A 12,243-nucleotide genomic window follows, 5' to 3' on the forward strand; every position below is an offset into this window, starting at 1 on the left:
ATTATTAACGACTGAGGTTTTATAATTCCTGGGTGTGCAAAGCAATTATATTCAATTTACCTTGCAAATCTTCAGCAGAATTAACTGGAATAAGCTGCTGTAGGTAAGGCTGATATCGAAATAGTTGATAGCCTCTGGATGTCAGAAAATCGGCAACAGCTAGATTACTGCTTTTACTACCTGCAATATTTTCGTAAAGTATAGCAGGAGTAAATTCGCTGAGAATCTGGCTGCTTCCCTCTAACACTTTCATTTCATGTCCTTCAGCATCAATTTTCAATAAATCAACCTGCTTGACATGTTCGCGTTCAATTAGACTGTCAAGAGAAAAGCAGTCAATTTCCTCAAAATTACCATGCTGGTTTGTTGCTTCTGCATCACTAGAAACTATTTCGTTAAGTTCACTAGCAGCATGGAGAGACAATCGGGCTGTGCCATTGCGATCGCTTGCTGCTCCTGCACAAACTTTAACCCAACTTAAGTCATTAACTTTACAGGTTTCTTGCAAACAACGAACGCAGCCTGAAAAAGGTTCAACAGCTAGTACGCATCCTTCCGCTCCCACCTTTAAAGCAGCGCTGAAAGTATATACTCCTACATTCGCACCCACATCGATAACCGTCATACCGGGTTTTATCCAGTTTCGCCAAAACTCCATTTCTTTCTCGAACCAGTCTCCTTCAGCAATCAGTACGCTGGTTACAATACTGCGTAAACTTGGTTCAACCGCTAATAATAATTTGCCCTCGAAAGGTACATAAGTTAGTAAACTGTCAGCTTCTTTATTAGTCCATTTCCACTCTACAGAACCTGGCATTTTCTTGCCGATATTTCGCCCAATTTCTAGCCATAAACCAGCAGGTTCTATCTGTTGTATATCTCGATAAGCTAAATGTAGCGCTTGCAGAATAATTGCCGAATTTGCTGCTTTTTGCCTAGCGCGGTTTAAATACAAGAGTCCTTCCCATTGATTATTCATCAAACTAGAAATTCCCAGTTTTAGATTAACTGCAAGGGAATCGGGTGATAGTTGAGCAGCTAAATTTAATAATCGTAGTCCTGTTTTATTGTAAAAGACGAGAGTTGCCCAACACAAAATTTCACTGAATAACAACAGTGCTTGAGAATAGCCATCTTCAATTTGCAGAATTTGAGCTAGTTTCTCATACTGGAAATCTATTAAGCTAGTGGGAGTAGGAGGTAGATATACTATACCTAGAGCAATTGGTTTATCATTGATATAAGCAGGCTGGAGGGTAGCAACAAAGGTAGAAAAAGCTGTCTGCATCGCTTGTTCGCTTTCTCCAATCATGGCTAGGACTAGAGCCAGATGAGCTGTGCAGAGGGGATTACCATCCAACTCTGCCCCCCTATTTAAGGCCTCTAAAGCCATCTCAACATAAAGCGAACGCACAGATGGCTCGTGAGACTGTTCTGCCTCAATGAGTGCCACTACTGCAATATTATTTAAATCTAAGGCGGATGTGGGGTCATCCCAAGAAGTACCATCAAGAATGGTGTTTATACGCGATCGCACATTTGAATCGAGGCAAATACAAGCCTTTTCGAGATATTTCCAATATGCATCAGCAGAAGCCAAAGAAGTTGCCATACTCCAACTCAGTTTTTATCATTTCTTATCAAAGTTAGACTATCATCATCTTAAACTAATATACTTCTAAAAGAAAATATCATATTTATTATAAAAACTTAATCAATCTTATTATATTATTTATACAGCTACAAACGATAAAGAAAAAACTTTAAACTTTTAAAAGACTAGTTATACTTTTTTACTTTTAAGCAGGTGATATAAATGCTTTCTCGATTTCGTCAAAGCTTCAGTCAACTAGTAGGTGCGTCCTTCTTAGCCCTGCTGTGTGTTTTGGCAATTGGAGTATTACAGATACCTCAATTAAATAAACTAAGTTCAAAAGCAAAAATTGCCTCAGCAGAAGAACTAGAAAAAGAAGTAGAAGCAGAAAACATCCGTCTCAATTTGCTCCAGAAATTTCCGGACTTTGGATTTGATAATCTTTTGGCCGACTGGGTATTTCTTGGATTTGCACAGTATTTTGGTGATGATGAAGTTCGTAAAGTTACTGGCTATACCCTCAGCCCAGAATATTTTGAAATAATAGTAAACCGCGATCCCAGATTTCGGGAAGCGTATCTTTTTCTTTCAGCTAGTAGTTCTTTATACGCAGCGCTGCCAGAACGATCTGTTGCTTTGATGGAAAAAGGGCTAAAGTCACTTACTCCTCAAGTTCCACCCAAGTCTTATTTTATTTGGCGTTACAAAGGGATGGACGAATTGTTGTTTTTAGGAAATGCTCAAGCGGCAAGGCAATCCTTTGAGAAGGCAGTGGAATGGGCGAAGGTTTATTCCGATCCAGAAAGCAAATCAGTAGCAGAAATTTCTCGCCAAACATCTGAGTTTTTAGTTCGCAACCCTAATAGCAGAAAGGCTCAAGTGTCTGGCTGGATTTTGGTGTTAACAAATCCAGTTATTGACGATCGCACGCGCAAGATTGCTATCAGTCGGATTGAGGCGCTGGGTGGTAAAGTCATTATTACGCCGGAAGGCGGAGTGCAGGTTCAGCTACCGGAGCAAGATTAAGGGATACCGCGCAGGTAGACTTTACCAGAAGAGATGAGATCGCTCTCTTTAACTTTCCTTCGTAGGTGTTAAAAACAAAACTGCCCCACAGCAAGACTGCTGTAGAGCAAGAGGACAGTTAAACGCTTACTCTAGTTTCCAGAAATCTAGCACCCATTGACTTGCCCTGTGTGACGGTATTTACAGTGTCCATTGAGAGAAATTAAAGGCGCGATAGGCTGCAATCCTGCTTGACTGACAAAATTAAGAAGCAGGAATGCGGGTGAGGACCGTAAATTCACGCTTGCAGGATTCATCGTATTGTCGCTTGGAAGCAAGGGCAGGTTGCGGGTCAGGTGCACCAGGGAGAAACGGAGCAACCTGAATTTTCCATTGCTGTGTAATGGCAAGGCGAATCCAGTTCCAACCCAGTTTGAGGTAACTCATCCCTCGTTGCCAGTGAGCATCGACTTGACGACGCTTGCCTGATACAACGACTTGCACTCCTTGTAATACCAGAAATAACATTGTTAAGGCAATGACAGCGCACAACTGAGACAGGGCAAACTTGTCCCGCAGCCTTGACGCTTCCAGTTTTAACCCGTTCGACTTAATGTCCAAAAACGATTCTTCCACCTGAAACCTCAAGCGATATTGGGCAAAAGTTTGCAGGGTGGTTGGTTCGTCACTCACAATCACCCAGGTTTCATTACTTTGCTTATCATGGGCAAATGCAAGATAGACGCTCGAATAGGGCTTGGTTTTGCCGACTGCAACCCCAGGAGTGAAGTAGGCTTGCCCCGGTTGCAACGCCACCGACGATACTTTGCGCCACTGCCCCTTAAGTTGAAACTGGAATGAGCGCTTAATGCGAATCCGAAAATGCCAACCCAGGGTTTCTTTGAGGTACTTCATCAACTTGCCATTGCTCAAAGCCCCGGTCTGCTAACAGGACAACGGCTACGCCAGGGGGCATCACTCGTGCCGCTTGCCGCAGCACCCGTTGAAGCGTCCACAACCGTACCGTACTGCTCGATTGCGCCACCACTCGCCAAGCTACCGGAACCGTTCTGCCCCGATACACCACCCCAATCCAGACGATGCAGAAACAATTCCACACTACGGTTGTGTCCAAGCTCAGATACAGTCGTTGGCTCTTCCACTGGCAGAGAGCTTGCTTGATGAGGGCATGATGGGCTGAAACAACATCAATTCGTCGATTCGATAACCAACGCCGAAACCGTGGTTGGTGCGACTGAGCAACTTTAGCCCGACTGATGACATACACCTCAAATCTATTGAGATGAACATTTTGGCTTTGAATTATGCCAATCATCATCCAACAGAGCGTTTGCAGATGGCGCACATCTTGCCACGGAATCTCACATTGACCCAGATAAGGACACAACGCATCATAAAGACGGGAAGTAGGTGACATTGATTTGACCGATTAGTGTGGTAACTCATCAGCTTAAATCAAGCTCTGCTTCCCTCCTAGCTTTTGTTCCAGTCCCATGCCCTTTTGTCAGTCAATCAGCGCTGCAATCTATGGTTTGTGCCTACTAAAGGCAAGACAGAAGCTGATGGAGGCGTTGGCTAAAAAGATGGATGTAGCAACAAACGATTTAGTATCAAGCCTAAACCAAACCCGCTCCAAGATACGGCAACGAGAATCCAAAAAGCTTGCAGTGCATTGAATTTAGCAGTTTGAAGGTCTAGTCTAGCTAGGGCACCTGCTGAGAGTAGAACAAAAATATTGGCAAAAATATTAATCCAGGTGAGGATAAAGACCCCAGCCAAAGCTCCGGTTATGACTGAAAGGAAGGCTCTAGTATCGGAATTCATCCAACGGGCAAAAAAGATTCTTAAGAGCCTGATAGGAGCCGTTAAAACCAAAGCTATCAACAAGGCTACTCCTATCTCTAACAGCAAAATCTCCCAGGTATATGTAAAGGAAAACAACCAGCCGTATACGCAATAAGTACCCAGAAGCAACGCCAGGGTTGCCCTAGGCAATCTTTTCAGGAAAGACATTCCATTCGTTGCGCTCCTTTTGGCGTATCAATCTTGTACCAAGAGTCTACACTGAGCTAGCAAACTATGGTCTCCTTTTTAGGCTTTTTTTAGGCTGGGGAGATTTTTGTCTTTTGGGGGATCGCGCAAGATACTACTGCGCCTGCAACTTTGTCCTACGCATTCGTAAGCGATCTTCTTGTGCGATCGCAATCACAGAAGAAGATGATTGATATCGCTCTCCCTGTATGGCTGAGTGGTCATACTAAGAGACGACTGAACTCTAGCCGAGTCATCAATAGGGAACACACGACCAGCCGACAGATTCTGTAGAGAGACTGTCGGTTTTTTGTCGCTACAAGGATGTCGCTACAAACGTAAAGACAAGAAGTGAAGAAGAAAGATTCTTCTTCACCCGCGATCGCATGTTCTGTTTGATAGCGATAGAATCAGGACATGGCTTGAATGATGTAGTCGAAATAAGGAGCAGCGGCGATTGCATCGTCCTCGCTGAGTAAGTCGAGGGAGGCTTTTTTCAAGCAACGGATAGATTCAGCCATGCCTGGGACAGGAACGCCGAGGGAGTTGTACATTTCCCGCACGCCAATCAAACCAATTTTTTCAATCGGTTCCTTGTCACCGGAAAGAACTCCGTAGGTAATTAGACGCAAGTACCAGCCGTAATCCCGCAGGCACAGCGCCCGTTGCCGCTCCCCGTAGGCATTTCCCCCTGGCGCAATGAAGTCCGGGCGTTTTTGCCAGAGCTGCTTACTGGCTTCTTGAACAATTTTTTTCTCATTTTCAGCCAGCGTGTTGGCGATACGCACCCGCTGTGCGCCAGTTTGCAAAAAGTCTTTGATGCTGTTGAGTTCGCCACTACTGGGGTAACGAAGTTCGTCGTCTGCTTTGAGAATAACTTGGCTAACTACACTCATGATTATCGGGATGATTCAGAATATCATTCGTAGTTTAACGAGTCCGTGGGACACAAATAAAGAGACAGAGATAATATGTCACTAACAAAATCACTAAATACAGGTTCTAGCGAGGCGGGTGAAGACCTTTGGCAACAAGGTCAACTGGTGGAAATAATCATCAGCGATCTTAGTGACAGCGGTGACGGAGTGGGTCGTTTGGGAGGTCGGGTAGTTTTTGTCCCGGATACGGTTCCGGGCGATCGCGCTCTTGTGCGCTTGGTGCGAGTCAAACCTCAATATGCCCACGGCAAATTGGACGAGATTTTGGAAGCATCTAGCGATCGCATCCGTCCATCCTGCATTGTGGCAGATAAGTGCGGGGGCTGTCAGTGGCAGCATATTGACTACCAACACCAGCTAGAAGCCAAGAGAAATCAGGTGATCCAAGCCCTAGAACGCATTGGCGGGATCGCCCAGCCAACGGTCGATCCCGTCCTGGCAGTTGCCGATCCGTTGGGCTATCGCAACAAAGCGACCTATCCGGTAAAACGGTCATCTACGGGTCAAGTCCAAGCAGGTTATTACCAAAAAGGCAGCCACCACCTGATTAACTTGAATCAATGCCCGGTTCAAGACTCGCGTTTGAATCCCTTGCTGGCAGAAGTCAAGCAAGACATCCAGGAGCGGGGTTGGGGAATTTATGACGAAAAACTTCACCGAGGGAAAATCCGTCATTTGGGGCTGCGGATTGGGCGACGCACGGGCGAAATATTGCTAACCTTGGTCGTCAAAGATTGGAATCTCGCCGGGATCGATGCTCAAGCTCAGGAGTGGTTAACTCGGTACCCCCAGCTAGTGGGCGTCTCGCTGAACTGCAATCCCGATCGCACCAATGCAATTTTTGGCACGGAAACCCGCTGTATCGCCGGACAACCTTACTTGCTTGAGGAATTCGCGGGTTTACAGTTCCAAGTGCGTCCCGACACCTTTTTTCAAGTTTATACAGAGCAAGCTGAAGCGCTGTTACAGGCGATCGCTGATGAACTGGATCTGCAAGGCAATGAGGTGCTAGTAGATGCCTACTGCGGCATTGGCACGTTAACCTTGCCGTTGGCGCAGAAGGTAAAGCAGGCAATTGGCTTGGAGATGCAGCCAGAAGCAGTCGAGCAAGCGATTCTCAATGCCCAATTGAATAACATCACGAATGTAAAGTTTTATACGGGAACGGTAGAGACGTTATTGCCCACGCTGGAGGTGAAGCCGGATATTGTATTGCTCGATCCCCCGCGGCAGGGATGCGTCAGCTCAGGGCGTCCGAAGGACGGTCGCGATGTCTTAGAAACCCTTTTAGAAATTCAGCCGAGTCGGATTGTCTACGTTAGTTGTAAACCCGCTACCCTAGCCCGCGATCTCAAATTATTGTGTCAATCGGGTGGCTATAAGCTAACCCGCGTACAACCTGCTGACTTCTTTCCCCAAACGTCTCACGTTGAATGTGCCGCCGTTCTTGTACGGCAATGACGGCCCTCTGTAGTGTACTTGACTGAGGTTCGGGGTGGCTTTTTTAGAAGATTTTGTTACAATAGAGAAAGTGGTTTATCCTACAACTTTTAGGATAGAAAGCACTCCTCTAGAGGTCAGAAGTTAGCAAGTTATTCGTATCCGTCAGAAAGCTAGCAATTTGCCAAGTAATCTAACGGAAAAATGTAGTTGGTATCCTCGATTAAAAAAAGAGAGTACCGGACAAATACGCAATGATTAATGCTTGGCGATAGGTGTACTTAAGCCTGGACATCATCTCGAATCTACGTGATTCCCCTGATTGTACGCAAGAGATGTTGTACGTAAAGGATGTTGTACGCATAAGATGGGTCCAAAACTACTCGTATCAAAGCTGTATAGCGCTACGCGCATACCCTTCGGCATCTGACTGTTAATTCTATTGAATGAAAGTCTAGAGGTTTTTTGAGTGATTGCTATCTCACAGCGTCCGGTAAGGCGAACTTGGGGCACGATAAGCTTCGCTTCTACCCTCTACCTTTGTCCCGTCCTGGATCTTCTCTTAGCTCAGATTCCATCTCGGTGGCAAGCAGAAATTCGGTTAGGGCTGCAAGAGGCGCTAGTCAATGCAGCAAAACACGGCAATAAGCTCGATCCCAGTAAGACCGTGTCCGTCCGCTTTTCGATGGTAGAAGGACAATACTGGTGGGTAATTTCAGACGAAGGAACGGGCTTTTCTCCCCCCTGTGATTGCCATTCTGACCCCGAACAACATCTCCCTGACGACGAAGCAGAAAGCGGCAGAGGGATGTGTATCCTCCACCAAATCTTCGATCAAGTCCACTGGAACCACCAGGGAACGGAACTCAGACTCTGCAAGCAAGTCAAAAATCGCTTCCGGCAACCCCTGCTTTTCTAACGGTTGTGTCCATGAGTTGGGCAAGGCGGTGCTGAGATAGACTTGTCCAGCCAACCTGAAGCCTGCTGAAAGCGCACCAACGCTTCTTCCGGTTGATCTTTCAGGAGAAATACCAATGCGGCGATGGCTTGTTCGCCAGCACGAACTTTGCGGTTAGACTTGAGCCGATGCCAATCATTCGGTTGAATACTCAAGCGTTCTGCCAGAGCTTGAGCGAGTTCCAGGGTACTCAGTTCGTTCAAGTCAGAGGTTTTAGAAAGCTGGGTCGGTTGAGACATACTGAAGATAGACTCGCATTTATCCCTACTCTACTGTATGCCGCGCCGTCCAAAAGGATCAGATCCATCACCTTCCCCACTTGGGGATCAAGAGCAATTTGAGCGATCGCTCTTGGAAGTTGAGACTTTGCTTGCGGATCTCAAAGAACGCTATGCCCAAGTGCAGCAAGACCAGCAACGGCAAGCAGAACTCCAACAGCGATTAGACGATATAAAAAAGGAACAAAGGCTTTCCCAGCAGCGACAACTACAAGTCGAGCTGCGGCGCATCAAAGAAGAGCTGGATACTATAGAACTTAACTTAGAAAGTCGTCTATTTTCTTGGGACAGTTTAAAAGAACCTTTTTGGCAAGCTGTCCGCTTTGCAGGACTTGGCATTGTTGTAGGCTGGATCTTGAAGTCCTGCGCTGGGTAGGGGTTAGCAGGTTGAAAAGGTGGCAAGTTGAAAGTTAAAGCTTCAACCCTCAATTTTCAACCCTTTAACTATCGAAACCTTCACTTAGCAGATAACAACAGATAACAACATGGTGACTCGACGGATTGCAGACATATTGCGAAATGGTCAGCCAGATGAGCCGCTGACGATCAAAGGCTGGGTACGAACGAAGCGAGAATTGAAAGAATGTGCCTTTGTTGAAGTCAACGATGGCTCATCAATGGCTAATCTCCAAGTTGTACTCAATCCGGATTTGTCAGATTATGGAAACATCATCAAGCAGCTGAACACGGGTGCTTCTGTAGAAGTTGCGGGTGTGCTGGTAGAGTCTCCGGCAAAAGGACAGCGGATTGAGCTGAAGGCAGAAACGGTGAAAGTGTACGGGGAAGCCGATCCCGAAACCTATCCGTTGCAAAAGAAACGTCACTCATTTGAGTTTTTGCGAACAATTGGACATTTGCGATCGCGCACCAATTCCTTTGGCGCAGTGTTCCGCGTCCGCAACGCCTGTTCCTATGCAATTCACCAATTCTTTCAAGAGCGAGGATTTCTCTGGGTTCATACTCCGATTATCAGCGCTAGCGACTGTGAAGGGGCGGGAGAGATGTTTACCGTCACCAACCTCAACCTGAAGGATATCCCCCGCACAAACGCTCAGGAGATTGATTACAGCAAAGACTTTTTTGGACGCCCTGCCTATCTCACCGTCAGCGGACAACTGGAAGCTGAAGTCATGGCGATGGCATTCAGCAATGTTTATACTTTTGGTCCCACCTTCCGAGCAGAAAATTCCAATACTTCTCGCCACTTGGCAGAATTTTGGATGGTAGAACCAGAAATGGCTTTCTGCGATTTAGAAGGCAACATGGACTTAGCAGAAGCCTTCCTGAAGCACGTTTTCAAGTATGTGCTGGAGACGTGTCCTGAAGACATGGAGTTTTTTAACCAGCGAATTGATAACTCCGTTCTCGCTACAGCGGACAATATCATTAACAACGAGTTTGAACGGTTGACTTACACGGATGCGATCGCGCTTTTGGAAAAAGCCGATAAAAAATTCGAGTATCCCGTCAAATGGAGCTTGGATTTGCAGTCAGAACACGAACGCTATTTAGCTGAAGAAGTCTTCAAAAAACCTGTTATCCTTACTGACTACCCAACAGAAATCAAAGCCTTCTATATGCGCTTGAGCGACGATGAAAAAACCGTCCGCGCAATGGATATATTGGCTCCTAAAATTGGCGAAATTATTGGGGGATCGCAGCGGGAAGAACGTCTGGATGTGCTAGAACGACGAATTCAGGCTCAAGGGCTAAATCCAGCAGATTATTGGTGGTATCTCGATTTACGTCGCTATGGCACGGTTCCTCACGCTGGCTTTGGTTTGGGGTTTGAGCGCTTAGTGCAATTTATGACTGGAATGGGCAATATTCGAGATGTGATCCCCTTCCCTCGTGCGCCATTGACTGTAGATTTTTAAGTTCAGTAGAGTGGGTATTGCCCACTCTACTGAAAGCCCAAAAAGCACAAGGGCAAAGTATGAAATCTTGAAACTATATTTAATTAGCTGACTTGACACGACGGCGGCTGCGACTTAGTAAGGCAAGCGCACCGAAACCGAGCAAAGAGCCAACAGTACCAGGCTCCGGAACGGAGGTGGCAGCAAGACCAACAATATTGCCGCCGCCATTAAAAGTACCCAGTGTTGTAGCAGCACCTGTGGCCAAGTTAATGCTGTAAATGTTCGAGCCAGAAGCTGCGAAGGCATTATTGACAATGCTACCTCCCTTCTTGGTCGTTACAATGTCAAATCCTCCAGTTTCGCCGAAATCAACACCTAGGGAGCCAATCGTGTTCAGAATGCCAGCATTGGGCGGGTTCTGCTGAACCAATGTGTCGAGAGCAAAGTCAATTCCGTACAGTGCGGTTGTGGTTGTCCCAGTAAACGAATTAGTGTAGGCCGCAGCGGTAATATTGGGGTTAGTGCCAAAGTTGGGATCGCCAGCCGCATAGGCTAAGGTTCCATCGGTAATCACGGCACCGCTATCTACGTTAATGCGAAGGTTTTGGTCATTGCTACCGACAAGCCGCAGGCGGTCGGGTACTGGGTTGAAGTCAAATCCAGACTCGAATCCTCCCGTGAAGGCAGTGCTGAGGGTCTTCACGAAAGTAGCAGCACCCGTGGTGGTGTCAATGGTATAAATACCGTTTTTGTCTGTGACACCGTAGAGGAGACCATCGGCTGGTCGAAAGTCAATCCCTAGCACAGTCCCATCAACCCCTGCAATCTTTACGGTGCTAGAAATCTTGGAAAGTTTGCGGTTAAAGAAAACTAGGCTGTTATCGTCGTTCAGACCAATCAGCTTCATGGTCGCTGCCTCTGCGGGTTTGGCAACGCCGAGCAGATCGAACATCGTAGCTACAGTTAATGCAGCGATCGCTGTACCAAGCTTAATTAGTTTCATGGGTAGTTCTCCAACTGCTAATTTTTTCTAGTTTTGTCAGCCAAGCTCAACAAGTAACTAAAACTACGCAAATATGCTTAGTTTTAACGGTGATTGACAATGACTGTGTACTGTACGGAGGAACTATCACTACGGTTTTCGGTCAGAGTCTATCTTTACAAATTCTTTAATTAGCAGCCTCTTTTCTCTCAAAAGATGAAGTTTTGATGAAGTTTTGCTGAAATGCTTGTTTAAACTACGCATTGTAAAACTACGGAAAGCAGAAACTTTCAGTTTGTGTTTCAAGGCAGTGTGGAAGTATAGCAACAGCCAGGGCGGTTAGGACGCTAAGTATAGAACATACTCCATAGCATCGCGTAGACAAACAAACTGGTCGAGTTGTTTGCGAATTCAACTTTTGAGCCAAGACTTGAGCCAAGGATTTGCGTTAAAACACTTCTTTGTTGATTCCGTAAGAGTTGACGCTTTAGAGAGTGTTCCACTACGAAATTTTCGATGTAACGCTTGAAGGTTTTTAATTGAGGCGGTGCTTTTTTAGTTTACTTCAAATGTTTAATTGGAACATCAACAAGCTTCTGTAGTTCGCAAGCAACATCTACTCTATGACATTTAGATGAGTCCATCTCAGCACACAATAGTAAAATCGTGCCGACTTCAGCAAGCTTTGAAATTTCTATTAGTGTTTCACGCGCTTTATCATAATCAGGAGGAATCCAGTTACTTTTACCAGATGTATTACCTAGAGATTCTTTTGATAAATACTTAATTTTTTTATAACTACAAATTTTTTCTATCTGCTCTTTGTACCATTGACGACTCCAAGCACGAGGGCTTAATCTAACGTCTATTACACAAGTGACATTAAATTCATGTAAGTAATCTAAAAAAACTTCGTGGTTTGTTCTATTTCCATAACCAAAAGTCAGGATGAGTCTATCCATATTAGAAATAGTTTTAGAATCATCTTCTGTAGCAATAATAGCCATTTTTATTCAGAAAAAACTGAGCTGTTCATATTTTACTATAGGTGGGTACACTAAACCAATAATCATAAAATTCTGGGGATGGCTTTTTAAATTCCCAACAATAAAATAAAGCTCTTTATCATACATAAAG

Annotated in this window: 13 protein-coding genes; 5 read left to right on the top strand and 8 right to left on the bottom strand. The window is 45.4% G+C overall.

The genetic code is table 11. From position 1 onward, the window contains the following. Nucleotides 1-19: 19 nt before the first annotated feature. On the bottom strand, nucleotides 20-1,612 hold the full coding sequence (locus NC997_RS12685) for an FkbM family methyltransferase (RefSeq protein WP_190527788.1): 1,593 nt from the start codon (nucleotides 1,610-1,612) through the stop codon (nucleotides 20-22). A gap of 204 nt (nucleotides 1,613-1,816) precedes the next feature. On the opposite strand from NC997_RS12685, the gene NC997_RS12690 reads away from it, so the two are divergent. Further along, nucleotides 1,817-2,620, top strand: a complete 804-nt coding sequence (locus NC997_RS12690) for a hypothetical protein (protein ID WP_190527790.1) — start codon at nucleotides 1,817-1,819, stop codon at nucleotides 2,618-2,620. 243 nt (nucleotides 2,621-2,863) lie between these two features. Here the strand turns inward: NC997_RS12690 and NC997_RS12695 are convergent, their stop codons facing one another. From NC997_RS12695 to apcD, 4 genes are all read right to left on the bottom strand, one after another. Next, nucleotides 2,864-3,514: a transposase gene (locus NC997_RS12695; protein WP_199300601.1), complete on the bottom strand. Its 651-nt coding sequence runs from the start codon at nucleotides 3,512-3,514 to the stop codon at nucleotides 2,864-2,866. Then, on the bottom strand, nucleotides 3,465-4,037 hold the full coding sequence (locus tag NC997_RS12700; RefSeq protein ID WP_190527792.1) for a hypothetical protein: 573 nt from the start codon (nucleotides 4,035-4,037) through the stop codon (nucleotides 3,465-3,467). The genes NC997_RS12695 and NC997_RS12700 overlap by 50 nt, the downstream gene beginning before the upstream one ends. A 158-nt stretch (nucleotides 4,038-4,195) precedes the next feature. Further along, nucleotides 4,196-4,633 (bottom strand): hypothetical protein, encoded by a 438-nt coding sequence (locus NC997_RS12705; protein WP_190429045.1) that lies wholly within the window; start codon nucleotides 4,631-4,633, stop codon nucleotides 4,196-4,198. A gap of 428 nt (nucleotides 4,634-5,061) precedes the next feature. Continuing rightward, nucleotides 5,062-5,547 (bottom strand): allophycocyanin subunit alpha-B, encoded by a 486-nt coding sequence (gene apcD, locus NC997_RS12710; RefSeq protein WP_190429046.1) that lies wholly within the window; start codon nucleotides 5,545-5,547, stop codon nucleotides 5,062-5,064. Between the two features lie 75 nt (nucleotides 5,548-5,622). Here apcD and rlmD point away from each other — a divergent pair, with 75 nt between their 5' ends. Both rlmD and NC997_RS12720 read left to right on the top strand, forming a co-directional pair. Then, entirely contained in the window at nucleotides 5,623-7,050 is a 1,428-nt protein-coding gene (rlmD, locus tag NC997_RS12715) for a 23S rRNA (uracil(1939)-C(5))-methyltransferase RlmD (protein ID WP_190527794.1), read from the top strand. Between the two features lie 448 nt (nucleotides 7,051-7,498). Continuing rightward, nucleotides 7,499-7,948, top strand: a complete 450-nt coding sequence (locus NC997_RS12720; RefSeq protein ID WP_190412826.1) for an ATP-binding protein — start codon at nucleotides 7,499-7,501, stop codon at nucleotides 7,946-7,948. Here NC997_RS12720 and NC997_RS12725 read toward each other — a convergent pair. Continuing rightward, on the bottom strand, nucleotides 7,945-8,226 hold the full coding sequence (locus NC997_RS12725) for a DUF6439 family protein (protein ID WP_190427741.1): 282 nt from the start codon (nucleotides 8,224-8,226) through the stop codon (nucleotides 7,945-7,947). The genes NC997_RS12720 and NC997_RS12725 overlap by 4 nt on opposite strands. Before the next feature lie 37 nt (nucleotides 8,227-8,263). On the opposite strand from NC997_RS12725, the gene NC997_RS12730 reads away from it, so the two are divergent. Further along, nucleotides 8,264-8,641 carry a DUF2203 domain-containing protein gene (locus NC997_RS12730; protein ID WP_190527796.1) on the top strand — a complete coding sequence of 126 codons (378 nt, stop codon included), beginning with the start codon at nucleotides 8,264-8,266 and terminating at the stop codon, nucleotides 8,639-8,641. Nucleotides 8,642-8,750: 109 nt separating this feature from the next. Continuing rightward, nucleotides 8,751-10,142 (top strand): asparagine--tRNA ligase, encoded by a 1,392-nt coding sequence (gene asnS, locus NC997_RS12735; RefSeq protein WP_190527798.1) that lies wholly within the window; start codon nucleotides 8,751-8,753, stop codon nucleotides 10,140-10,142. A gap of 79 nt (nucleotides 10,143-10,221) precedes the next feature. On the opposite strand, the gene NC997_RS12740 is transcribed toward asnS, so the two are convergent. Further along, a complete protein-coding gene (locus NC997_RS12740) occupies nucleotides 10,222-11,127 on the bottom strand; it encodes a DUF4394 domain-containing protein (RefSeq protein WP_190527800.1) in 906 nt (301 codons plus the stop codon). A 539-nt stretch (nucleotides 11,128-11,666) separates the two neighbouring features. Continuing rightward, nucleotides 11,667-12,113, bottom strand: coding sequence for a DUF488 domain-containing protein (locus NC997_RS12745; RefSeq protein WP_190412822.1), 447 nt, complete (start codon nucleotides 12,111-12,113; stop codon nucleotides 11,667-11,669). Nucleotides 12,114-12,243 lie beyond the last annotated feature (130 nt).

Source organism: Trichocoleus sp. DQ-A2, from assembly GCF_039961915.1.
Taxonomy (GTDB): Bacteria; Cyanobacteriota; Cyanobacteriia; order Cyanobacteriales; family FACHB-T130; genus FACHB-T130.